Genomic DNA, 21,943 nt, shown 5'->3' on the forward strand with positions numbered 1-21,943 from the left:
GTTCACTACGCGGGCACAGCCAGACCAGATAGAATCAAATGCCGTGCCAGATCGGCGGAATTCTCTAACGGTTTATGAATCCCCAGCTTTTCGCGTTTCTCACGTGATGAGACAGAGTGCGCTATTCGGTCGCGCCCAAACTCTAGCCAATCCTGCCCAAAATGAAAGCATGACAGGCTCTCGACATATTCCTGCTTAGGCGGCGGGCAGCCCAGAGGTGTCCAAATACGTCAATACGAGGCAAAAAACTCGAAATTGTCTAATCTGCAGGCCTTCCAACTGGCGCGCGTGGAATTGACAGGGCTCAACCCGGACAAGGCCGTAGAGCCCTTCGGGCGTATTCGAGCGGACTGAGAGCAGCTCTGGCTGAAAGCCCGTGGGGCGCTGGTCTATTGCCTAAAGCGCGTCGCTGTCGGTCTCGCCGGTGCGGATACGCAGGGCGTGGTCAATCGGGGTCACGAAAATCTTGCCGTCGCCGATCTGGCCGGTCCGGGCTCCGGTGGAGATGACCTCGACCGCCTTGGCCGCGAGGTCGGACGCCACAGCGATTTCGAGGCGCAGTTTGGGCAGGAAGTTCACAATATACTCGGCGCCGCGATACATCTCGGTATGGCCCTTCTGCCGGCCATAGCCCTTCACTTCGGTCACCGTCATGCCGTGGACGCCGATGGCCGTCAGAGCCTGACGCACTTCATCGAGCTTGAAGGGTTTGATGATCGCGACCACGAGCTTCATGCAGGATTCCTCTTCGGGGGCGGTGTACGACCCTGCTTACGCAATCAGACAGCTTTATGCCATCCCCGTTGGCATGGCGCGTGGAAATTGGGCGACGACCCTGCCTTCGGGGCGGGCCGTTTGCACGCCATGACGGCGAAGCGGGATTCATGGCTGGAAGCGGAGCAACTTACGTCGCCGGCTTCTCGCGGCGCTCGCGCACTGAGCCTTCCTGCGCCACGGTCGCCACCAGCGTGCCGTCGGGCTTGAAGATCAGGCCGCGCGCGAGGCCGCGACCGTTCTGGGCGCTCGGCGAATCCTGGCTGTAGAGCAGCCATTCGTCGGCGCGGAACGGGCGGTGAAACCACATGGCGTGATCGAGACTGGCCGCCATCGCCTGACCGTCGAACAAGGTGCGGCCATAGCGGGCCATGATGGAATCGAGCAGCGAAAAGTCCGACGCATAGGCCAGCGCACACATATGGAGCGCCGGATCGTCGGGCAGCTTTGCGGCGGTACGAATCCAGAAATTAATCCGCCCCTCCGGAATCTTCTCGCCAGCATAACGCTGGAATTCCACCGGACGCAGCTCGATCGGGCGATCGGACTCGTAATAGCGGCGGATGAAATCGGGCATCTTCTCGATGATCGGATGTTTCGACAGCTCTTCCGCAGTGAGCTTGTCCGGCGGCGGCACGTCCGGCATCGGATCCTGGTGGTTGAACGAGTCCTCCTCCTCGGCGTGGAACGACACCATCATCGAGAAGATCGCGTGGCCATGCTGGATCGCGGTGACACGCCGGGTCGAATAGCTCTTGCCGTCGCGCAGGCGCTCGACCTCGTAGACGATCGGAATCTGCGGGTCGCCGGGCAGAATGAAATAACAATGCAGCGAATGCGGCATGCGGCCTTCGACGGTGCGGCACGAAGCCACCATGGCCTGGCCGATCACCTGGCCGCCGAACACCCGCTGCCAGCGCGTTTTCGGGCTGCGCCCGCGGAACATGTTCACCTCGATGGTCTCGAGATCGAGGATATCGATCAGATCGATCAGGCTCTTGGACATGTCGGCATCTTTCGCTCAGCGGCAATATTAAGGGAGGTTTACCAAGACCTTGGCCGTGCAGGCCCCGGTCCCATTGCCGCCCTTGTTTCGCGATCCTGTTTCGCCCAGCTATAAGCGCGTGGCAACAGCGAGAACGGATATCATGGCGGCACAACGAGGCATTGTCATCGGCGGCGGAGCCTTCGCCGGACTGGCGCTGGCTTTGGCGTTGCGCCAGGGGCTTGGCCCCGATCTGCCGATTATTGTAGCCGATCCCGCGCTGGCGAACCGGCCAAGCCGCGATCCGCGTGCCACGGCCATCGTTGCTGCCTGTCGGCGGCTGTTCGATGCTCTCGGTGTCTGGGATGCCGTGGCTGCCGAAAGCCAGCCGATCCTCGACATGGTCGTTACTGATTCCAAGCTGGAAGACGCCACCCGTCCGACCTTCCTAACCTTCGGCGGTCATGTGGAGCCGGGCGAGCCGTTCGCACATATGGTTGAGAATCGCCGGTTGATCGACGAACTCGTGATCCGCGCCGAAGCGGCGGGCGTCGACCTGCGTGCGACCGCGGTGACGACATTCGATTCACGGGCCGACGGTGTCAGCGTCACGCTCGGGGATGGCAGTGTGATCGAGGCAGCTCTTCTTGTCGCTGCCGATGGCGCGCGCTCGAAGCTGCGCGAGCGTGCGGGCATCGCGACCCATGGCTGGGATTATGACCAGTCCGGTATCGTCGTCACTGTCGGCCATGAGCGCGATCATGACGGACGTGCCGAAGAACACTTCCTGCCCGCCGGGCCGTTTGCAATTCTGCCTTTGACTGGCAAGCGTTCGTCGCTGGTGTGGACCGAGAAGCGCGCGGAAGCCGCGCGCATCGTCGCTTTGCCGGATGATGAATTCCATGCCGAGCTCGAGCAGCGGTTCGGCCTGCACCTTGGCGAGGTCAAAGCGCTCGACAAGCCGCGGGCCTTTCCGCTCGGCTACTTCGTCGCGCGCTCCTTCATCGGCGAACGGTTGGCGCTGATCGGCGACGCTGCGCACGTGATCCATCCGATCGCGGGGCAGGGACTCAATATGGGTCTGAAGGATGTCGCGGCATTGGCAGAGACCATCGTCGACGCTGCACGTCTTGGGATGGATTTCGGCCAGAGCGATGTGCTGGAGCGCTACCAGCGCTGGCGCCGCTTCGACACCATGACAATGGGTGTCGCCACCAATGTGCTCAACGTCCTGTTCTCGAACGATCTGCCATTCGTGCGCAGCATCCGCGACATCGGTCTCGGCATCGTCGATCGCTTGCCGCCGCTGAAGGGCGCGTTCATCAAGCAGGCGGCGGGATTGTCGGGCGAAGTGCCGCGGTTATTGAAGGGCGAGGCACTGTAGGCAGCACGTCATGCGGTTATGCCGCTCAACGTGGGGAAGGTGTCTGCTTCTTCTCGCCTTCGAACAGTGGGCGCTCGCGGATCAATCCTTCGCCGACGAGATCGAAGAAGGCTCTGACGCGCGCCGTATTCTTCAAATCCGCATGAGTCACGATCCAGAGTTCACCCTCAAGTTCCTTGAGGGGCTCAGATAGTGCTCTTGCCACCCCAGTGTCCTGATCTGCGAGATAGCACGGCATTAGCGCGAGCCCGATGCCGGCTTTCGTTGCGATGAGCTGGTTGACCAGACTGTTCGTCCGATAGACGAAGGCGTTCGATGGCGCGGCGCGTGACAGCCAGTCGGCAGCCCCGATACCTGATGTTGTTTCCTCCCAGCCGATCAAGGAATGGCGATCGATCTCGGATGGATTCGATAACGGGCCGCCAATTGCCTCGAGATAGGCAGGGGCGGCATAGAGCCCCCACGCGATGGCCGACAGTCTGCGTCCCCAAAGATCGCCTTCTTTCGGACGGATAGGGCGCAATGCGATGTCGGCTTCGCGGCGCGACAGGCTCAGCACGCGGTTGTCGATCACCAACTCCACGACGATCCCGGGGTGAGCCTGCTGGAAGGCGGCGAGAAGCGGCGTCAGCCGGCTATAGGCCAGTGTCTCGGACGACGTGATCGTCAGACGGCCGGACAGACGATGGTCACGACCTGATATGTCGCGATCAAGCGCCAGTGCCTCGTCCTCCATGCGCTCTGCGCCGGCAGCCATCCGCGCACCGGCCTCCGTCGCTTGATAGACGCCGCCTGGAAGTCGTTCGAATAGCCGCACACCAACCTTGTCCTCCAACGCTTTCAGGCGGCGGAAGGCCGTGGAGTGATCCACGCCGAGTGCTATCGCCGCCGCTGTCAGACTGCCCGCGCGTTGGATGGCGAGCGCCAGCCGAAGTTCGTTCCAATCATCCATGTTGACGAAGATAGCAGTGGGTTTGCTTGCAGTCACGCAAGCGCCGCTGGCGAAATGCCAATGGGACTTGCGTTTGCGCGGGCGCTACGTTGCTGGTGCGATAGCGCCCCCACGACGGATGCAATGAAAGATCCAACCATGAAACTCTATTACGCCACCGGTACCTGTTCGTTCTCGCCACACATTGTTGCGAACGAGGCGGGTATCCCGCTTGAACTCGTGCGGGTGGATATCCGGAAGTCGCCCCACGTCACCGAGGCGGGCAGCGACTATTCGACGGTGAACCCGAATGGCTATGTGCCGGCGCTGGCGCTCGATGATGGGACAGTGCTGACCGAGGGCACCGCGATCGTTCAATACCTTGCGGACCTCAAACCCGAAAGCAGGTTGGTGCCACCTGCGGGCACACAGCAGCGTGTCGAGCTGCAATCCTGGCTCAACTTCATTGCCACCGAACTCCACAAGATGTTCAGCCCGTGGCTGTTTCACCCCGAATATGGCGCGCAGGCGGGAGATGTTGCACGTGCAAAGATCGCAGAGCGGCTGACGTCGGTCGAACGCCATCTGGCGGCGGGCGGGCCGTTCCTGCTCGGAGAAAACTTCACAGCGGCCGACGCCTATCTGTTCACGATCGTCGGGTGGTCCAACGTTGCAAAGGTGGATCTGTCCAACTTTCCGCATCTGCGCGACTTCATGGCCCGCGTCGAAGCGCGGCCCGCCGTACAGCAGGCCATGCGCGCCGAGAGAATAAAGGTATGACCGTGGATCAACCAGACGCGCCAGTACTGACGCTCGTCAGCCATCATCTCTGCCCTTACGTGCAGCGAGCGGCCATCGTGCTTGCTGAAAAGGGTGTCCGTTTCGAGCGGCGCTATATCGATCTCGCGCACAAGCCGGACTGGTTTGGTGCGATCTCCCCGCTGGGCAAGGTTCCGCTTCTGCTTGTCCGACGCGACGGCAACGACACCGCCGTGCTCTTCGAGAGTGCGGTGGTCTGCGAATATCTCGAAGAGACGCAGACAGGCGTGCGGCTTCATCCATCCGATCCGCTCGAACGAGCCACGCACCGTGGCTGGATCGAGTTCGGCTCGTCGATCCTCACGGATCTGTGGGGATTTGAGACGGCCACCGACGCGAACGGCTATGAAGCGAAGCGGAAGATGTTGGCTGGAAAATTCGGTCGCATCGAGAACGTGCTAACTGCAGCGCCGTTTTTCGCGGGGCAGCACTTCAGTATGGTCGATGCGGTTTACGCGCCAATCTTCCGCTACTTCGATGTGTTCGATACCATCGCTGACACGGAAGTCTTCGCCCAAATACCCAAGGTTCGGGCATGGCGCGCAGCGTTACGCAGGCGTCCGAGCGTAGCGAACGCCGTCACGGCCGACTACGCTGACCGACTGCGTGCATTCCTCGTTGAGCGGGACGCTCATCTTCTCAAGATCGCAGCGTGAGGCAACCGTGAGCCAGGGTGTCGCATGGCTGCTGCTGATCGTGGCCGGGCTTCTCGATGTGGCGTGGGCGATCTCGATGAAATATGCCGCGGGTTACACCCGCCTGGGCTGGACCATCCTGTCGCTGATCTTCCTCGCCGCGTTCGTCTATCTGCTCGGCCGGGTTCTGGAGGTTTTGCCGGTGGGGTCCGCCTACGCGGTATGGGTCGGGATCGGTGCAGCCGGGACGGTCCTGTTCGGAAGCGTGCTGTTTGGCGAGTCGATGACTCTGCTGCGCGGCGGCGGGGTCGCCCTCATCGTCGCGGGAATCGTCGCCTTGAGATTTGCGCCGGCATGAGCCGCCACATCAGAAATTCAGTCGATCTTCCGCGCTTCTTCCGGCAGCATGATCGGAATGCCATCGCGGATTGGATAAGCAAGCTTGGCCTGGCGCGAGATCAGCTCCTGGCGGGCGGCATCGAATTCGAGTTGGCCCTTGGTCAGCGGGCACACCAGAATCTCGAGCAGCTTGGCGTCGACGGTGCTTTCGGCGCGCTCGATTGGCGGTGTGGTCATGGGTGCGCTCCGGTGATGCGGTCGTTGATCATGGTTATTTATCAGAATTACTGCAGCGGTGGGTCGCCGCTGGTGCGCTTCTTGGCCAGATCCATTTCAGTGACAGCGATCAGGATCTCGGCGCGGGTCTTGAGATCGGGCGCTTCGAGCATCGCCTGCTTCTCTGGCGGACCATAGGGCGACATCATCGCCAGCGCGTTCACCAGGGCCTCGTTGGGAGCCTTGTCGATGCCTTCCCAATCCACTTTCAGGTTGTTGGCCTTGAGGAAATCGGTGAGCACCGCGAGCAGCGCGGCCCGGTCGACATCGTCTTCGCCCTTGCGTGCGGTGAAATCGTCGATGAAGGGGAAGTAGTCGACCTTGCACTGCCGATATGCCGTCAGCACCGAGAGTTCCCGCACCACTTCGAAACGGGAAACGCCGGTCAGTTCGAGGATGTAGCGGCCGTCACCGGATTCGGCGAGCTGGGTGATGCGCCCGACACAGCCGACCTTGAACAGTGCCGGCTTGGCCTCATCCGGCGAATGCGCCGCATCGGGCTGGATCATGCCAATCAGCCGGTGCCCGTCGCGAAGCGAATCGTCGATCATCGCCAGATAACGCTGTTCGAAAATGTTCAGCGGCATCTGGCCACGCGGCAGGAGCAGTGCGCCCGGCAACGGAAAGACCGGGATCACCTCGGGAAGTTCGGCAGGCCCGCGATAGTCGGCATTGATGGGCATGTCCGGTTCCGATTCGTCACACGAGAAGAATTACGAGAACAGGATAGTCGATAACCGCCTGCGGCCGTCAACGGTGGCCTCATCCGTCGGTCCCCAAGCGTCGAAGAACTGGATCAATTGCTTGCGGGCGCCGTCGTCATCCCATTTGCGATCACGCTTGACGATTTCAAGCAGGTGACCCGTGGCCTCGCTGCGCTGATTGGCGCCATTGAGCGCGATCGCAAGGTCGAAGCGGGCCTGATGGTCGAGCGGATTCGCGGCGACCTTCTGTTCCAGTTCGGTGACCGGACCGAGCGCACTGGCCTGTTCGACCAGATCGATCTTGGCCTGCACGGCCTTGACCGCAGCGTCCTCACGCTTCGCGACCGGGACGAGCTCAAGGGTCTGCTTGGCCTGCTCGATGGCGCCGGTCTCGACGTAACAGCGGGCAAGGCCAGCAATGGCGGCGATATTGCCGGCATCGGCGGCAATCACCTCGCCATAGATCGAAGCGGCGGTGGCCGGATCGCCTTCAGCCAGAATCGCTTCGGCTTCCTGAAGCAGTTCTGCTGCCGTGGGCTCGGCGCCGGGCATGCCGGCTGTCAGCTTGTCTATGAACGCATTGACCTGGCTCTCCGGAACCGCACCCATGAAGCCATCGGCCGGCTGGCCGTTGACGAAGGCGATCACGGCGGGGATCGACTGGATGCCCATCTGGCCGGGAATCTCCGGATTCTCGTCGATGTTCATCTTGACCAGCTTCACCTTGCCCTTGGCGGCGGTCACGGCTTTTTCGATGACAGGAGTCAGCTGGCGGCACGGACCACACCAAGGTGCCCAGAAGTCGATCAGGACCGGCTGGCGTTTGGATTCCTCGATGACGTCCTGCACGAAGGTGCGGGTGGTCGTGTCCTTGATGAGAGCGGTTGCTGCCTGCGGCGTCGAACCTGCCTGCGGCGCCTGTGCGCCGCCCTGATCCATGATGGTCACGTGAACCTCGCTCGATGTCTGAAAAATTTGGCTGCTTCTAGCATGGCCTGAGCGATTAAATGGCGTCCGTGACAGTAATTTGCAATCCGGTGAAATAGGTCCGGCAGGGACCGATTCGACCCGAGAGGCGACATTTCGCTGTTTTGACCCATTTTCTGGGCAAAATCGGGCTCAAAGGGCCATAAACCGCGATTAACTCGCCGCGATCCGAGATGCAGTCTAACTGTTGCATTCGCCACCGGCATTTGGCATAGGTCTGCGCGTCGGCGGCGAGCAATCGCCGCCTGTCTTCTCGGATGCGGGTGTAGCTCAGTGGTAGAGCACGACCTTGCCAAGGTCGGGGTCGAGGGTTCGAATCCCTTCGCCCGCTCCAGAATTTTCCTGGTTTTTTGGCATCAGTTTTATCGATCACAGGCCGCCGTCCGGCGGCCTTGTCGTTTGTGATCCGCAGGCACGCAGATCCGCCCCGCATCGCTTGAAATCATCGGGCGTTGGGCAGACAATCCACGGGCGAAGCGGGTACGAGACTGACGATGCCGTCGACCACTGATTCCAACCTGGAAATTGCCAAGCGTGCCAATGACGAGGCGCGGGCGGATTTTGCGACCTGGGTGATGATGGCGAAGCTGAAAAGCCTCGACGCGCTGCCGCAGGAAGCCCAGACATTCTATGCGGGCTATCTCGCGCTGCTGGCGCGTGGCAAACAATCCGAGCCAGCCGCGGCCGAAGCCACCATCCAGACTGTCTACCGCAGCTATTATTCCCGCATGGGCGGCACCGGCATCGCGCCCATCATCAAGACGGCTTCGAGATCAAGACCAATGCCCGACGACAACAATAACAACGTCACGCCCTTTCGCCGGATCAAGCCCAACACGCCACCGCCCCCGCGCGAAAAGAAGAAGCTGCCGGTCGCGTTGATCTTCATCGGGTTGATCTTGCTGGCCGTGGCCTGGCGCTATCTCACCAAGGGTAGCCTTTAAAAAACGTAGCAGTGATCGCGCGATGATGCGGTGCGATGCGCCAATTGCATCAGGCTACTGGAACTAACTTTCAAAATTTTTTTCAAGATGTCGTCGTGATGGCGACGTCTTTCATTTGCGCGAGCGTTAGTTGCGCTTTTCACCTGCGACATTTGTGCTAGCATCTCACTGTCTGAGAAAATCACAGACCAATAAAGTTCGTCTCGAACGTTCAATAAGACATAGCAGCCGCAACAAGCTGCACAGGGAGTGACGCGATGAAATCGATGACTGGTCGATCCGTTGTTGCGTGCGCCGCCATCCTCGCTACGGCGATCGGCATGGCCTCGCTCAATCAAGCGAGCGCACAGCAGAAGCTCAAGAGCTACAAATCCGATACCAAGGAATTCTGGACCAATCCGCCGGACGACTGGTTCCTCGGTGACGAGACCGAGGCACAGAAGGGGCTGGCGCCGCCGTCGGGCCCGCCGACCGGTGCGTCCGATGCCGAACTCGCAGCCATGATGAAGAAGATCAAGCTGCCGCCGGGATTCAAGATCGAGGTCTATGCATCCGGCGTGCTGGCGGCGCGGCAGATGGCCTGGGGCGATAAAGGCACACTCTTTGTCGGATCGTTCGGCCTCGGCAACGTCTATGCGATCACCGACAAGGGCGGCAAGAAAGAGGTCAAGACCGTCATCAAGGGCATGAAGATGCCGACGGGCATCGCCTTCCAGGACGGTGCGCTCTATGTGATCGATATCAACAAGCTGATCAAATACGAGAATGCCGAGGCAAATATCGACAAGCTCGGTGACGGCAAGGTGGTCTATGACGATATGCCGTCATTCGCCGCACATGGCTGGAAGTATCTCGCGCCCGATAAAGATGGCTGGTTCTACGTTCCGTTCGGACCTCCCTTCAACATCGGCATTCCGCCGACCAGCCTGTCGCAGATCCGCCGTGTCGATCCCAAGACCGGCAATGCCGAAATCGTTGCGCTGGGCGTGCGCAATTCGGTGGGCGGCGACGTCGATCCGCGTACCGGCAAATACTGGTTCACCGAAAATGCGCGCGACTGGATCAGCGACGATATGCCGAGCGACAAGCTCAACATGATCTCGAAGCTCGGCGAGCATTTCGGCTATCCGCATTGCCATCAAGGCAACATGCCGGATCCGAAATTCGCCATGGGTCACAAGTGCTCGGAATTCACGCCGCCGGTGTTGAATCTCGGCGCCCATGTCGCACCCCTGGGGATGAAGTTCTATACCGGCAACATGTTTCCTGCCGAATACAAGAACAACATCTTCATTGCGGAGCATGGCTCGTGGAACCGGCACAAGTATCAGGGCGCACGTATCAAGCGTGTGATCGCCGGGCCGGATGGCAAGAACGCCAAGCAGGAGATCTTTGCCTCCGGCTGGATCGAGGGTGACCAGGGTTATCTCGGCCGCCCTGCCGATATCGTTCTGGCCAAGGATGGATCGCTGCTGATTGCCGACGATTGGGCAGGCGCAATCTATCGCATCAGCTACGCGAAGTAAGTCGCGAATTGCGTGAGGCTGGAGTTGCGTCATCCGCAGCTCCAGCCTCATGTATTCTGGAATGGGAATGTGGCTCATGCATCGTTCTGCAATCGCGGCTTTTCTTGTCTTTCTAGTTCTTGGTTCTGGGTCCAGTCCGGCTGATGCCGCCGATATCGCCGCGGGTAAGGAGAAAGCCGAGCTCTGCAGCGGCTGTCACGGCGAGAATGGCATCTCGCAAATGGAGAATATCCCTTCGCTCGCCGCACAGCCGGATCTGTTTATCCAGTGGCAGCTGGTGTTCTTTCGTTCAGGTACGCGCAAGAACGAACAGATGCAGCCGATCTTGGAGCAGATCGACAACAACGACATCCGCAATCTCGGCGCCTATTTCGCCTCGCTGAAACCGCCGGAGGGTAAGAAGCCCGATGACAATCCGGATTTGTCGGCCAAGGGCGCGCAAGCGGCGGTCGGCCGTCGCTGTGCATCATGTCACACGGAAAGTTATGGCGGCACGAAGGCGGTGTCGCGTATCGCCGGACAGCGCGAGGACTATCTCGTCAAGGCGCTGCGCGACTACAAGTCCGGCGTCCGCGCCGGTGGCGGCATGGCAGCGATGGCTGAGGTTGCCTATTCGCTCAGTGAAGAAGAGATCACTGCGCTGGCGCATTATCTGGCGCATCTATGAGGGGAAATCCGTAGCCCGGATTGCGATTGGGTTGATCCGGGCTACGTCCCGATGCTTACGCTACCCGCTGATGCTCATACGCCTTGAGATGCGTATAGATCATCCGCAGTCGCGGCACGGCAACCTTGGCGGCATCGGCGCGGGCGATGACATCGCCGACGATCTGGTCGGCCTCGATCTGCGCCTTGTTGAGGATGTCGCGATACATCGAGGCGGTCATCTTCGAACCCTCTGCTGTCAGCATGCCCTCGGTGCGTTCGAGGAAGGCTGCCCGCGGTGCGAAGCCGTTGGCCTTGGCGACGCCACTCATCTCATCCCGCACGCCGAGGATGAAGTCCCGGCCGCCAGGTGCCGCGACGATGTCACCGACAGCGCCGCGCATCGCGCTGGTGGAGCCGGCGATTGTCGCCAGGAACACCCACTTCTCCCACATATCCTGCATGATATTCTCGGAGGCCGCGCCTCCAAAGTTGCCGGTCGCCATGATCGCAGCGATCGCCTTCACGCGATCTGAACTGCCGCCCTTGCGTTCGCCGAAGCTGAGCACCTGCATCGGCGCCATCTGGACGACCTCGCGCGCGTCGTTGAGCGTTGCAGCGATCTGGCATTGGCCGCCCATGACGTTCTCGGCGCCGAACTTCTTCTCCAGTACGTCGAGATGCTTCATGCCGTTGAGCAGCGGAATGATCGCCGTGTTTGGCCCAACCGCGGGTGCAAAGGACGCGATGGCGTCGTCGAGGTCGAAGGCCTTGCAGCTCAGCAGCACGACATCGAATTTCTCCTTGATCGCATCTGCCTGCACCGTCGGCGGATTCTTCAGGGTCACGTCGCCGTGCGGGCTCTTGATGACAAGGCCGGCGCTCGCCAATTCGCTGGCGCGCTTCGGGCGAACCAGGAAAGTGATGTCATTGCCGGCCTGCAACAGCCTGCCGCCGAAATAACCGCCGATAGCACCGGCGCCGACCACGAGAATACGCATTGGGATGAGTCCATGTTGGATTGGAACGTGAAGCTGTCAAACAGTAGCCCGTCATTGCGAGCTCTGGGAAAGTTAGCTTGCCAACTTTCCCTTGAGCGAAGCAATCCAGTTCCTTGTCGATGCAGAGCTGGATTGCTTCGTCGCAAGGGCTCCTCGCAATGACGGCTGTGGTGTGAGCGGACTACCACTTCTCTCCGAACGGGCGGATCTCCAGCTCGAACGTCCAGGCGCTACGCGGCTGCTGATAGAGCTGCCAGTATGACTGGGCGACCGACGCAGGCGGCATCAACAAATCGGGATTGTTGAGCGCCTCCTTGCCCCACATCTGCTCGCGGCGTTCGCGCACCCAGGCGGTGTCGACGCCGCTGTCGATAATCAGATGGGCGACATGGATGTTTTTCGGGCCGAGCTCGCGGGCCATCGCCTGAGCTACTGCACGCAACCCGAATTTGGCCGATGCAAAAGCGGCAAAACCACTGCCGCCACGCAAGCTCGCGGTGGCGCCTGTGAAGAAGATGTTGCCCTGGCCACGCGGCATCATCAGCCGTGCAGCTTCGCGCCCGGCCAGGAAACCGGAATAGCAGGCCATCTCCCAGACCTTGCGAAACACCCGCTCGGTCGTCTCCAGAATTGGGAAATTGACGTTGGCGCCGACATTGAAGATGCAGACCTCCAATGGCGCGTGCGCATCTGCGTCGTTGAGAAAGGCGGCGATCTCGTCTTCCTTGCGGGCATCGAGCGAGCGCGCCACGATTGTGCCTCCTATGGCCTCGATCTCCGCCACCAAAGGCGCCAGCTTGTCGCCGTTACGGCGCCCGGCGAACACTGTGAAACCTTCTGAGGCAAACTTCTTGGCGATCTCGGCGCCGATATAGTCTCCAGCTCCGATGACCGCGACAGTCGCGTTGCGCTTCTGCATGAAACTCTCCCGTTACGTGCTGGCGCCGGTGATCAGTTCCTCGACTTCGCGCAGTTGCTCCTTGCCGAAGAACATCTGGTTACCCACGAAGAAGGTCGGCGAGCCGAAGGCGCCGCGCTCGACTGCGGTCTGCGTGTTCGCGACCAGCACCGCCTTCACCTCCGGCTCCTGCCCGCGTGCGAACAGTCTTGCGCCATCGAGACCCGACTCCGTCAGCGCTTTGATGGCCACGTCGGGGTCATCCATCTTCTTTGGCTCACCCCACATATGATGGAATGCCGCCTCGACATATTTCTCGAACACGCCGTCAAGCTGTGCCGCGATGGCGACGCGCATCAGGTTCAGCGTGTTGACCGGGAAGAACGGATTCATCGTGTAGGGCTTGACGCTGAAGCGCTTCACGAACCGCTCGGTCTCGATTTGATGAAATTCACGTTTGTTCTTGACGCCGGCATAGGTCTCCGCCGGCGAGCGATTATTGGTCGCCTTGAAGATGCCCCCCAGCAGGACCGGGACGTATTCGAATGTCACGCCGGTGCGCGCTTCGATCGCCGGGATCGCCAGATGGCTGAGATAGGCGTTGGGGCTGCCGAAATCGAACAGGAATTGTGGCGACGTCTTGGCCAAGGCGGTCTCCCGAATTTTTATTGGGTGCAGTGTGGCGCAGCACGTGCGATGCGTCCACATCTTTTATGATGACCGTAATGCTATGGCTTGACGACGCACAGTGTCAGATCAGACGCTGTACGGTCCGTTTGCGCCACACCAGCATGTAATAGCTCATCTGCAGAACAAACATGGCGCAGAAGGTGATGGGGTAAGCGGCCCAGACGCCATCGAGACCGATAGTGCGGCTGAGGATGACGGCCGAGGGCACCTCGATGGCAACGATGGCGAAAACCAGAAGCGCCAATGGTGCGAATACCGTTCCGCTGGCACGCATCATTCCGGAGAAGGTTGTGGCCATGCCGAACAGGACCGAACTCCACAGTACAATGTGAAGCGATCGCTGTGCGAGTTCGAGGACCGCGGGATCGACAATGAAAAGGCTCATGAGGGTGCTGGAGAACAGGTAGGCGATCGCCACCAGTCCGCCGGTCAGGACGACGTTCATCAGCAATCCGGTGCGGACGATGGCGCCGAGCCGGTCGGCCTGGCCGCGGCCGATGGCCTGCGCGCCGAAGATCGAGACCGTAATCGAGATCGAAATGGCCGGAAACTGCACATAGCTCAAAATCTGGTTGACCGCGCCATAAGCGGCGGTCGCGTTGGAGCCGAAGCCGTTGACGAGGCCGAGCAGCACAAGTTCGGCCACCGACATGACGGCCATGCCGATCGCGGAAGGGATACCGATCCGCAACACCTTGCGCAGCAGCGCGGGGTCAAGCCGTATTCTGCGCAGGAGCTCCGCGTCGGGCGCGAGCGCGTGTTTCTTGCGGCGCAGGTACATGGCGAGCCAGAGCAGCGTGAACGCGCTCGACGCGGCCGCGGCGCAGGCAGCGCTGGCCACGCCAAGTCGCGGCAGGCCAAACCAGCCCTGGATCAGCGCCGGTGTGACGGTGAGTCCGATGATGGTGGATAGTGCCAGCGCCCATAGCGGCGTCACGGTGTCGCCGACGCCGCGCATCATCGATGTCATCAGAATGAAGATGAAGGTCGCCGGCATCGCCAGCATCATGATCCGGGCATAGGCGCTGGCCTGGTCGAGAACATCTGCCGGTGTCGCAAGCGCAACCATCATTGGTCGGCTCAACAGGGCGCCGAACACCGCGATGATGACCGCTAGCAGAAGGGCGACAGCGAGAGTCGTGCCGGCCACCGCCTTTACCTTGTGGCGCTCGCCCGCGCCCCAGGCCTGGCCAATCAGCACCGACGCGCCCGCTCCCAATCCCACGACGAAGGAGATGAAGAAAAACATTATCGGAAAGAACACCGATGCCGCCGCGAGCGCATCGACGCCGATCATCTGGCCGACATAGATGCTGTTGATGGTGCCGAACAGCGATTGCAGAATATTGCTCAGCATCATCGGTGCAAGGAAGGTGAGAAACGTCCTCCACAAAGGACGCGGTGTCATCGGCAAAGGCTCAGACATAGCGGGTTCTCGGTTGGCACGAAGACATAACGGTCCGTTAGCGCGCGTTGATGCGCACGGTGTTGTGGTGGTTGATGGGGCGCGATCAGGCCGGTGGGGCGGCGGCCTGATCACGAAATGCGAGTATTACGATGTGATCGCGGATATCGACTGGCCAATTCGCGATGAGTTCGGTGAAGCGCCGTCGATCGCCGGCAAACAGCGCGCGCGACGCTTCCTCGAAGCCCGGCCGATCGCCGGCCATTGTCGACATGAAGTGATAGGCCGCATCGCGCGCGGCGCGTTGACGATCCCTGTCGCCACTCGCGCGGCGGGCATTTTCTACCAGCTTGCGTAGCGCGACTGAGGCACCGCCCGGCTGTGCGCCGAGCCAATCCCAGTGTCGCGGCAACAGCGTTATTTCGCGGGCGACGACGCCGAGCTTCGGCCGGCCACGGCCACGGGGCTCAGCGGGCGCGTCGGTTTCCGGCTCGATAGTTGTTGGCTGAGGCAGGCGGGCGACGACCTCGCGATGGCTGCCGCGCAAATCGATATCGAGTGACTTGCCGGTGGCATTGTCGAAAATGACGATCGGATCGGCGATTGCGCCGGTCGCGATCTTGATTGCGATCGCCACCTCGGCCAATGGCCCAGAAGCCAGCAGCTTCGGACCGGCAAAGGCGCTAAACGGAGGAACACTCATTTCAGTCATGGGATAAGCCCGTCTCATCATCAAGATCGATGCTAATTATACCCGGATAATATATCTGTCAATATTACCCGGGCGATAATTGAGCGCGCCAGCTCGCAAAGGATCGCCATGCTCTCTGTCCATCACCTGAATAACTCGCGCTCCCAGCGCGTCCTGTGGCTGCTCGAAGAGCTCGGCACTCCCTATGAGATCATCAGATACAACCGGCAGCCCAACATGCTGGCTCCGCCGGAGCTGCGGGCGATTCATCCGCTCGGCAAGTCGCCGGTCATCACCGACAACGGCAACACGATCGCCGAGTCCGGCGCGATCGTCGAATATCTCGTCAAGACCTATGGCAATGGCCGGCTGATCCCCGCCGACAATACCCCGGAGCGTCTGCGCTTCACCTACTGGCTGCACTATGCCGAGGGGTCGGCGATGCCGCCGCTACTGTTGAAGCTCATCTTCATGATGCTGCCGAAGCGCGCGCCGTTGCTGATGCGCCCGGTGGTCAATGCCATCGCGGCGAAAGCGCTGGACACGCTGGTCGATCCGCAACTCAAACAGCACATGGCGTTCTGGGAAGGCGAACTGTCGAAGAGCGAATGGTTCGCGGGCAGCGAGTTCACTGCAGCCGATATCCAGATGAGCTTCCCGCTCGAAGCCGCGTCCGCGCGCGCCGGGCTGGAGCAAGGACACCCCAAGGCGATGGCGTGGCTCGCGAAGATCCACGCGCGGCCCGCCTATCAGCGTGCGCTGGAGAAGGGCGGGCCGTATTCGGTGGGGCGCTAGACCGCGGGGAAGCCGAACAGCTTCTGCGGATTGTTCGTGAGGATACGATTGCGCGTCGTCTCATCCGGCACCCACTCTGCAAGCAGGTCGAGCAGATCGCTTACGCCCATCATCACATCCCAGTTCGCCACATGCGGCCAGTCGGAGCCCCAGACGCAACGGTCGGGATTGGCGGCGACCAGCTTCTGGGCGAAGGGAATCGTATCGCTATAGGGCGGCCCACCCTGGAGGCTGGTGCGATACGCGCCGGACAGTCGAACCCATGCGCCGTCGCGCACGAGGCCGACCAGAGCGTCGAAGCCCGGATCGTTGATGCCGCGTGAGGTCGGGAAGTGTCCCATGTGGTCAACGAGGAATGGCACCGGCAGTTTCGCAAAGCGTGAGGCGAGAGCCGGAATATCCTTGGCATCGATCAGGAATTGCAGATGCCAGCCCATCTCGCGGCAGAGCGACGCGTAGTCCTCGAGCTGCGCGAAACCCATCCCGCCGCCATAAAGCACGTTGAGCCGAAGGCCGACGACGCCGGCTTCTTTCAGCGCCACCTTCTCCTTCTCGGGGCAATCCAGCCCGATCACGGCGATGCCGCGCAGCCGCTGGCGATTGGCGGTGAGCGCGTCCACCAGCAGGCGGTTGTCGGTGCCATGCACGCTGACTTGCGTTAGCACGCCGTAAGTCATGCCGGTCGCATCGAGCATCGATAGATAAGATGCCGCCGTGGCCTTTGGCGGCGTGTAGCTCCGCCCGGCGACGAACGGATAGTCCGGCGGCAGACCGATCACATGGGCATGCGTATCAACGGCACCACGCGGCACGGTGAACCGTGTCGCGCTGCGCTGGGTCGGTTGCGGCCCCGGGCAAGCCCGGGGTTCGCTGGGGGATGAATCAGGCGTCTGCATAGAGAATACGTCCGCGGGTTTCAGGCAACGCATAGGCTGCGAGGAAGAACAGGCCGTAAGCCAGCACTGCGAAGATCGCGATGGCATTGCCGAGGCTGGTGGTGTTGGACAGAGCGCCGACCAGGAACGGGAACAGAGCGCCGATACCACGGCCGAAATTGTAGCAGAAGCCCTGACCAGATCCGCGCAGACGTGTTGGATAGAGCTCCGTGAGGAACGCGCCCATGCCGGAGAAGTAGCCCGACGCAAAGAAGCCGAGCGGGAAGCCGAGGATCCACAGAACTTCGTTGGTGAGCGTCACCTGTGTGTAGATCAGGATGACTGCGATGGCGCCGAGCGAGAAGGTCAGGAACAGGTTGCGGCGACCGATGCGGTCGGCGAGCCAGGCGCCGACGAGATAGCCGATGAAGGAGCCGACGATCAGCGCCGAGAGATAGCCGGTCGATGAGACGATCGACAGCTTGCGCTCGGTGGTGAGGAAGCGCGGCACCCAGAAGGTGATGGCGTAATAGCCACCCTGGCAACCGGTCGCAGCAAGCGACGCAAGGATCGTGGTCTTCAGCATCGGGCCGGCAAAGATTTCGCTGAGCTTGGGGCGATCGCCGCTGGCGTTCTGCTTGGCGCGGGTCTCCGCGGCGATGACCGGCTCTTCGACGTAGCGGCGCAGATACAGCACCAGCAAAGCCGGCAGTGCACCGATGGCGAACATCCAGCGCCACGCTGTCTCTGGTGGAAGCCATGAGAACAAGACCGCCTGTGACAGCACGGCGAGACCCCAGCCGATCGCCCACCCGGATTGCACCGAGCCGACAGCTCGACCGCGATATTGCGGACGGATGGCTTCGCCCATCAGCACTGCGCCTGCGGCCCATTCACCGCCAAAGCCGATGCCGAGCAGCGCACGCGCCACCAGCAGCTGATCGAAATTCTGCACGAAGGCACAGATCAGCGAGAAGAACGAGAACCACAGGATGGTCAGCTGCAGCGTGCGGACGCGGCCGATACGGTCGGCAAGATAACCGCCGAGCCAGCCGCCGATGGCGGATGCGAGCAGTGTCACCGTGCCGGCGAGTCCGGCGGTGCCGGGATCGACCTTCCACATCACGATGATGGTGCCGATCACCAGCGGATAGATCATGAAATCCATGCCATCGAGCGCCCAGCCTGTGGCACAGGCCCAGAATGTGCGGCGCTCCGGCGGATTCATGTCGCGATAGAAGGCCAGAAGGCTGGTGTCTTCGATTTCCGCGCGCTCAATGGCGCCGGGATCGGTTGGTCGGTTGCCGCTCATGATTGTTTCCCCCGTTAGTCGTCTTGGTTCGGGGGCGCTCACCCGTGCGCCCCTGGGAGCACCGGATATGTCATTGGACGTCAGTACCCAGATGCCTCAGCGCCACGCGTACGCGGATCAGGGGCACCAAGCAAGCCGTCTGGCGTCACGAGAATAGAATTGGCCGAAGTCTGGCCCATCGGCTCGACCACCTTGTGGCCCATGGCACGCAGGGCATTGAGGGTCTCTTCGCTGAAGCCGCGTTCGATGCGCACTTCATCAGGCAGCCACTGGTGATGCAGGCGAGAGGTCGCGACGGCCGACATCACATCCATTCTGTAGTCGATCACATTGACGATCACCTGCAGCACTGTCGAGATGATGCGGCTGCCGCCGGGCGAACCGGTGACGAGTACCGGCTTGCCGTCCTTCAGGACAATGGTCGGCGACATCGATGACAACGGGCGCTTGCCTGGGCCGGGCAGGTTGGCTTCGAAGCCGACGAGACCATAGGCATTGGATGCGCCGGGTGCGGCGGTGAAGTCGTCAAGCTCGTTGTTGAGCAATACGCCGGTGCCGTCGGCGATCAGGCCAACACCATAACTGAAGTTCAGCGTGTAAGTGTTGCTCACCGCATTGCCGGCGCTGTCGACCACTGAATAGTGGGTCGTATTCTGTCCTTCGCGCGGCGGTACGGCCGAGAGGGCATCGGTCCACGGCGTTGCCTTGTTGGGATCGATTGAGGCGCGCTGTCCGGTGGCGTAGTCCTTCGACGTCAGCGTCGTGATCGGCGCGTTGACAAAAGCGGGATCGCCCAGATAGCGCGCGCGATCCGCATAAGCACGCTTCATGGCTTCGACCAGCAGATGCAACGACGGTGCGGAGGCCTGCCGCATATCGCCCATCGGAAAGCCTTCGAGAATATTCAGTGTCTCCAGCAGCACCGTTCCGCCGGATGACGGCAGCGGCATTGAGATGATGTCGTAGCCGCGATAGCTGCCGCGGACTGGCGTGCGAACGACGGGCTGATAGGTCCTGAGGTCGTCTGCCGTGAAAATGCCGCCTGCCGCATTGATGCCGCTGACCAACTTCTCGGCGATGGGCCCCTCATAGAAGCCGCGCGGTCCCTGTGCGGCAATCGCCGTGAGCGTTGTTGCGAGGTCTGTCTGGATCAACCGGTCGCCCTCGCGCAGCGACGTGCCATCGTCACGCGAAAAGATCTTCTTCGTCGCGGGCCAGCGCGCCAGGCGTCTGTGCCAATCCGGCAGCGTATCTGCGCCATCGTCAGTCAGGATGAAGCCGTCGCGCGCCAGCGCAATCGCGGGCTGTAACAGATCCGACAATGTGAACTTGCCCGAGCCGTATTTCTCCAGCGCCAGCGCAAGTCCCGCCACCGTGCCGGGGATGCCGATGCCCAAAGCGGAATCGCGGGATTTCGCGGTGTCCGGCTTGCCGTCGCTGCCGAGAAACATGGTGCGGGTGGCAGCGGCCGGTGCGGTCTCGCGATAGTCGATGGTGACGTCTTCGCCGGAGGCTGTGTGGATCACCATGAAACCGCCGCCACCGATATTACCGGCGCGCGGATAGGTGACAGCCATGGCGAAACCGCTCGCAACAGCCGCATCGATCGCATTGCCACCGCGCGCCATGACATCCGCACCCACCTTGGCGGAGATCTTCTCCTGGGCGACGACCATGCCATGCTTGGCCGCGATGGGTTTGAGCGTGCCTGACGGTGCGGGGGTATAGATGTCACGCGCCTGCTGCGCGTTTGTCGATGCCGGGACGACGAGTATAAATGCGAGTGCTGCGACGCACGCACAACGCAGGAAAGCAAACGGTGCCATCGATCACTCCGGCTGACAGCGGACATGATCGCATCGCCGTCTCGAATGCTATATGGCTTGTGAAACGTACGAGACAACACTCTGTGATTCGCGGGGGATACCACGCATGGCGGTCGCCGCCGCTTCATCAGCCTCTGTGACAGCGGCGCCAAAGACCTATCCACCGCGCTCTGCGGTGATCAGTTGGATGTTTTTCGACTGGGCGGCCCAGCCTTACTTCAGTCTCATCACCACCTTTGTCTTCGCGCCCTATTTCGCCACGCGTGTGGCATCCGATGCCGCCACGGGACAATCGCTGTGGGGTTTCGCTACCGCTGCGGCCGGGTTGATCATCGCGCTGGCATCGCCGATGCTTGGCGCGATTGCCGATGCGAGCGGCCGCCGCAAGCCTTGGATCGCAAGCTTCGGTGCGATCTTCGTGATCGGCGCCTGCATCATGTGGATCGGCAAGCCCGGCGATCCCGCTATCATCCTGCCGCTGCTGATTGCCTATGGCTTGGCGACCATCGGCGTGGAATTTGCCACCGTGTTCAACAATGCGATGATGCCGACGTTGGTGCCGCCGGATAAAATCGGCCGCCTGTCCGGTTCGGGCTGGGCGCTCGGCTATGTCGGCGGCATTCTCAGCCTGATCATCGTGCTCGGCTTCATGGCCGCGAACCCCACCACCGGGCGCACGCTTTTCGGCCTGGTCCCGATCCTCGGTCTCGACCCCGCGACGTTCCAGGGCGATCGCATTTCGGCGCCGCTGTCGGGCCTGTGGTTCGTCGTCTTCGTGCTGCCGATGTTTCTGCTGACGCCGGATTTTCCTGCAAAGGTTTCGCCCGGTCACGCCGTGCGTGCAGGTCTGACCGATCTCAGGCACACGCTAAGCGATCTGCCGAAGCATCGCTCGATGATGGCATTCCTGATTGCCAACATGATCTACACGGACGGGCTGGTGTCGCTGTTTGCTTTCGGTGGCATCTATGCGGCCGGCACGTTCGGTTGGAATACGATTCAGATCGGCACATTCGGTATCATCCTGGCCATTGCCGGAACGTTCGGCGCCTTCGTCGGCGGCAAGCTCGACGATGCGTTCGGACCGAAGCGTGTGATCACTGGCAGCATCCTGCTGCTGCTGACCTCGATCATCGCGATCCTGCTGATTGATCGCGAAACCATCTTCTTCATCAAGGTCGCGCCGCCGGTGCCCGGTGGCGGTCTGTTCGCGGCGCCTGCGGAGAAGGCCTATCTCGCGCTGGGTTGCCTGATCGGCATGGCGGGCGGTCCGCTGCAGGCGGCATCGCGCACGCTGTTGATCCGGCTGGCACCGCAGGACCGCATCGCGCAGTTCTTCGGCCTGTTCGCGTTGACAGGGAAGGTAACGTCCTTCATGGGGCCGCTATTGATCGGCCTCGTCACCGCAGTCACCGCCAGCCAGAAGGCTGGCATGGCGGTGCTGGTGCTGTTCTTCGTTGGAGGCCTTGGCCTGCTCGCACGGGTGCGAGAGGCCTGAGAC

Annotated in this window: 23 protein-coding genes and 1 tRNA gene; 10 read left to right on the forward strand and 14 right to left on the reverse strand. The window is 61.4% G+C overall.

Features of this window, described 5'->3' with window-relative positions; translation table 11 throughout:
* Nucleotides 1-396: 396 nt before the first annotated feature.
* A complete protein-coding gene (locus tag CHC01_RS05560; protein ID WP_089263151.1) occupies nucleotides 397-735 on the reverse strand; it encodes a P-II family nitrogen regulator in 339 nt (112 codons plus the stop codon).
* Between the two features lie 169 nt (nucleotides 736-904).
* Entirely contained in the window at nucleotides 905-1,780 is an 876-nt protein-coding gene (tesB, locus tag CHC01_RS05565) for an acyl-CoA thioesterase II (RefSeq protein WP_089263153.1), read from the reverse strand.
* 142 nt (nucleotides 1,781-1,922) lie between these two features.
* Here tesB and CHC01_RS05570 point away from each other — a divergent pair, with 142 nt between their 5' ends.
* On the forward strand, nucleotides 1,923-3,143 hold the full coding sequence (locus tag CHC01_RS05570; RefSeq protein ID WP_089263155.1) for a ubiquinone biosynthesis hydroxylase: 1,221 nt from the start codon (nucleotides 1,923-1,925) through the stop codon (nucleotides 3,141-3,143).
* Between the two features lie 25 nt (nucleotides 3,144-3,168).
* Here the strand turns inward: CHC01_RS05570 and CHC01_RS05575 are convergent, their stop codons facing one another.
* Complete coding sequence (locus CHC01_RS05575) at nucleotides 3,169-4,131, reverse strand: LysR family transcriptional regulator (RefSeq protein WP_244558215.1); 963 nt, start codon at nucleotides 4,129-4,131, stop codon at nucleotides 3,169-3,171.
* Nucleotides 4,132-4,233: 102 nt separating this feature from the next.
* Between CHC01_RS05575 and gstA the strand changes: the two genes are divergently transcribed.
* The 3 genes from gstA to CHC01_RS05590 are packed head-to-tail and all read left to right on the forward strand — an operon-like array spanning nucleotide 4,234 to nucleotide 5,886.
* Entirely contained in the window at nucleotides 4,234-4,854 is a 621-nt protein-coding gene (gene gstA / locus CHC01_RS05580) for a glutathione transferase GstA (RefSeq protein ID WP_089263159.1), read from the forward strand.
* A complete protein-coding gene (locus tag CHC01_RS05585) occupies nucleotides 4,851-5,549 on the forward strand; it encodes a glutathione S-transferase family protein (RefSeq protein ID WP_089263161.1) in 699 nt (232 codons plus the stop codon). Before gstA ends, CHC01_RS05585 begins: the two co-directional genes overlap by 4 nt.
* Before the next feature lie 7 nt (nucleotides 5,550-5,556).
* Complete coding sequence (locus tag CHC01_RS05590; RefSeq protein ID WP_089263163.1) at nucleotides 5,557-5,886, forward strand: DMT family transporter; 330 nt, start codon at nucleotides 5,557-5,559, stop codon at nucleotides 5,884-5,886.
* Between the two features lie 17 nt (nucleotides 5,887-5,903).
* Here CHC01_RS05590 and CHC01_RS05595 read toward each other — a convergent pair whose 3' ends face one another.
* From CHC01_RS05595 to trxA, 3 genes are read right to left on the reverse strand one after another with little or no spacing between them, the layout of a single operon-like run.
* Nucleotides 5,904-6,104: a Trm112 family protein gene (locus CHC01_RS05595; RefSeq protein ID WP_068730204.1), complete on the reverse strand. Its 201-nt coding sequence runs from the start codon at nucleotides 6,102-6,104 to the stop codon at nucleotides 5,904-5,906.
* Nucleotides 6,105-6,151: 47 nt separating this feature from the next.
* Nucleotides 6,152-6,826, reverse strand: a complete 675-nt coding sequence (locus tag CHC01_RS05600) for an LON peptidase substrate-binding domain-containing protein (RefSeq protein WP_089263165.1) — start codon at nucleotides 6,824-6,826, stop codon at nucleotides 6,152-6,154.
* A gap of 30 nt (nucleotides 6,827-6,856) precedes the next feature.
* Nucleotides 6,857-7,795: a thioredoxin gene (gene trxA, locus CHC01_RS05605; protein WP_414716828.1), complete on the reverse strand. Its 939-nt coding sequence runs from the start codon at nucleotides 7,793-7,795 to the stop codon at nucleotides 6,857-6,859.
* Nucleotides 7,796-8,093: 298 nt separating this feature from the next.
* Between trxA and CHC01_RS05610 the strand changes: the two genes are divergently transcribed.
* The 4 genes from CHC01_RS05610 to CHC01_RS05625 all read left to right on the forward strand — a co-directional run bounded on the left by CHC01_RS05610 (nucleotide 8,094) and on the right by CHC01_RS05625 (nucleotide 10,971).
* Nucleotides 8,094-8,168 (forward strand) — tRNA-Gly (locus CHC01_RS05610).
* A 160-nt stretch (nucleotides 8,169-8,328) separates the two neighbouring features.
* Nucleotides 8,329-8,778 carry a hypothetical protein gene (locus CHC01_RS05615; protein WP_170849625.1) on the forward strand — a complete coding sequence of 150 codons (450 nt, stop codon included), beginning with the start codon at nucleotides 8,329-8,331 and terminating at the stop codon, nucleotides 8,776-8,778.
* Nucleotides 8,779-9,035: 257 nt separating this feature from the next.
* Complete coding sequence (locus tag CHC01_RS05620; protein WP_089263169.1) at nucleotides 9,036-10,304, forward strand: PQQ-dependent sugar dehydrogenase; 1,269 nt, start codon at nucleotides 9,036-9,038, stop codon at nucleotides 10,302-10,304.
* A 76-nt stretch (nucleotides 10,305-10,380) separates the two neighbouring features.
* Complete coding sequence (locus CHC01_RS05625; RefSeq protein ID WP_089263674.1) at nucleotides 10,381-10,971, forward strand: c-type cytochrome; 591 nt, start codon at nucleotides 10,381-10,383, stop codon at nucleotides 10,969-10,971.
* Nucleotides 10,972-11,026: 55 nt separating this feature from the next.
* On the opposite strand, the gene panE is transcribed toward CHC01_RS05625, so the two are convergent.
* The 5 genes from panE to CHC01_RS05650 form a co-directional block, all read right to left on the reverse strand.
* Nucleotides 11,027-11,950, reverse strand: a complete 924-nt coding sequence (gene panE / locus CHC01_RS05630; RefSeq protein WP_089263171.1) for a 2-dehydropantoate 2-reductase — start codon at nucleotides 11,948-11,950, stop codon at nucleotides 11,027-11,029.
* Nucleotides 11,951-12,131: 181 nt separating this feature from the next.
* On the reverse strand, nucleotides 12,132-12,869 hold the full coding sequence (locus CHC01_RS05635; protein ID WP_089263173.1) for an SDR family oxidoreductase: 738 nt from the start codon (nucleotides 12,867-12,869) through the stop codon (nucleotides 12,132-12,134).
* 12 nt (nucleotides 12,870-12,881) lie between these two features.
* Complete coding sequence (locus CHC01_RS05640) at nucleotides 12,882-13,496, reverse strand: 2-hydroxychromene-2-carboxylate isomerase (RefSeq protein WP_176454503.1); 615 nt, start codon at nucleotides 13,494-13,496, stop codon at nucleotides 12,882-12,884.
* Nucleotides 13,497-13,599: 103 nt separating this feature from the next.
* The gene (locus CHC01_RS05645) at nucleotides 13,600-14,964 is read right to left on the reverse strand and encodes an MATE family efflux transporter (protein ID WP_244558216.1); all 1,365 of its coding nucleotides are present in this window, start codon (nucleotides 14,962-14,964) and stop codon (nucleotides 13,600-13,602) included.
* Nucleotides 14,965-15,049: 85 nt separating this feature from the next.
* A complete protein-coding gene (locus tag CHC01_RS05650; RefSeq protein WP_439062031.1) occupies nucleotides 15,050-15,655 on the reverse strand; it encodes a DUF2239 family protein in 606 nt (201 codons plus the stop codon).
* Nucleotides 15,656-15,763: 108 nt separating this feature from the next.
* Between CHC01_RS05650 and CHC01_RS05655 the strand changes: the two genes are divergently transcribed.
* Nucleotides 15,764-16,429, forward strand: a complete 666-nt coding sequence (locus tag CHC01_RS05655) for a glutathione S-transferase family protein (RefSeq protein WP_089263179.1) — start codon at nucleotides 15,764-15,766, stop codon at nucleotides 16,427-16,429.
* Here CHC01_RS05655 and CHC01_RS05660 read toward each other — a convergent pair.
* The 3 genes from CHC01_RS05660 to ggt form a co-directional block, all read right to left on the reverse strand.
* Nucleotides 16,426-17,325: an amidohydrolase family protein gene (locus CHC01_RS05660; RefSeq protein WP_089263181.1), complete on the reverse strand. Its 900-nt coding sequence runs from the start codon at nucleotides 17,323-17,325 to the stop codon at nucleotides 16,426-16,428. The genes CHC01_RS05655 and CHC01_RS05660 overlap by 4 nt on opposite strands.
* On the reverse strand, nucleotides 17,312-18,616 hold the full coding sequence (locus tag CHC01_RS05665; protein ID WP_089263183.1) for an MFS transporter: 1,305 nt from the start codon (nucleotides 18,614-18,616) through the stop codon (nucleotides 17,312-17,314). Before CHC01_RS05665 ends, CHC01_RS05660 begins: the two co-directional genes overlap by 14 nt.
* Nucleotides 18,617-18,696: 80 nt before the next feature.
* Nucleotides 18,697-20,442, reverse strand: a complete 1,746-nt coding sequence (gene ggt, locus CHC01_RS05670) for a gamma-glutamyltransferase (RefSeq protein WP_089263185.1) — start codon at nucleotides 20,440-20,442, stop codon at nucleotides 18,697-18,699.
* A gap of 106 nt (nucleotides 20,443-20,548) precedes the next feature.
* On the opposite strand from ggt, the gene CHC01_RS05675 reads away from it, so the two are divergent.
* The gene (locus CHC01_RS05675) at nucleotides 20,549-21,940 is read left to right on the forward strand and encodes an MFS transporter (RefSeq protein ID WP_089263187.1); all 1,392 of its coding nucleotides are present in this window, start codon (nucleotides 20,549-20,551) and stop codon (nucleotides 21,938-21,940) included.
* Nucleotides 21,941-21,943 lie beyond the last annotated feature (3 nt).

This window comes from Tardiphaga sp. OK246, assembly GCF_900188215.1.
GTDB lineage: Bacteria > Pseudomonadota > Alphaproteobacteria > Rhizobiales > Xanthobacteraceae > Tardiphaga > Tardiphaga robiniae.

Coding starts and splice junctions, on each gene's coding strand:
- CHC01_RS05615 (WP_170849625.1), top strand. CDS start 8,329: ATGCCGTCGACCACTGATTCCAACCTGGAAATTGCCAAGCGTGCCAAT.
- CHC01_RS05635 (WP_089263173.1), bottom strand. CDS start 12,869: ATGCAGAAGCGCAACGCGACTGTCGCGGTCATCGGAGCTGGAGACTAT.
- CHC01_RS05650 (WP_439062031.1), bottom strand. CDS start 15,655: ATGACTGAAATGAGTGTTCCTCCGTTTAGCGCCTTTGCCGGTCCGAAG.
- CHC01_RS05570 (WP_089263155.1), top strand. CDS start 1,923: ATGGCGGCACAACGAGGCATTGTCATCGGCGGCGGAGCCTTCGCCGGA.
- CHC01_RS05625 (WP_089263674.1), top strand. CDS start 10,381: ATGCATCGTTCTGCAATCGCGGCTTTTCTTGTCTTTCTAGTTCTTGGT.
- CHC01_RS05675 (WP_089263187.1), top strand. CDS start 20,549: ATGGCGGTCGCCGCCGCTTCATCAGCCTCTGTGACAGCGGCGCCAAAG.
- ggt (WP_089263185.1), bottom strand. CDS start 20,442: ATGGCACCGTTTGCTTTCCTGCGTTGTGCGTGCGTCGCAGCACTCGCA.
- CHC01_RS05600 (WP_089263165.1), bottom strand. CDS start 6,826: ATGCCCATCAATGCCGACTATCGCGGGCCTGCCGAACTTCCCGAGGTG.
- CHC01_RS05620 (WP_089263169.1), top strand. CDS start 9,036: ATGAAATCGATGACTGGTCGATCCGTTGTTGCGTGCGCCGCCATCCTC.
- CHC01_RS05585 (WP_089263161.1), top strand. CDS start 4,851: ATGACCGTGGATCAACCAGACGCGCCAGTACTGACGCTCGTCAGCCAT.
- CHC01_RS05560 (WP_089263151.1), bottom strand. CDS start 735: ATGAAGCTCGTGGTCGCGATCATCAAACCCTTCAAGCTCGATGAAGTG.
- CHC01_RS05645 (WP_244558216.1), bottom strand. CDS start 14,964: ATGTCTGAGCCTTTGCCGATGACACCGCGTCCTTTGTGGAGGACGTTT.
- CHC01_RS05655 (WP_089263179.1), top strand. CDS start 15,764: ATGCTCTCTGTCCATCACCTGAATAACTCGCGCTCCCAGCGCGTCCTG.
- CHC01_RS05660 (WP_089263181.1), bottom strand. CDS start 17,325: ATGCAGACGCCTGATTCATCCCCCAGCGAACCCCGGGCTTGCCCGGGG.
- CHC01_RS05665 (WP_089263183.1), bottom strand. CDS start 18,616: ATGAGCGGCAACCGACCAACCGATCCCGGCGCCATTGAGCGCGCGGAA.
- CHC01_RS05595 (WP_068730204.1), bottom strand. CDS start 6,104: ATGACCACACCGCCAATCGAGCGCGCCGAAAGCACCGTCGACGCCAAG.
- tesB (WP_089263153.1), bottom strand. CDS start 1,780: ATGTCCAAGAGCCTGATCGATCTGATCGATATCCTCGATCTCGAGACC.
- panE (WP_089263171.1), bottom strand. CDS start 11,950: ATGCGTATTCTCGTGGTCGGCGCCGGTGCTATCGGCGGTTATTTCGGC.
- gstA (WP_089263159.1), top strand. CDS start 4,234: ATGAAACTCTATTACGCCACCGGTACCTGTTCGTTCTCGCCACACATT.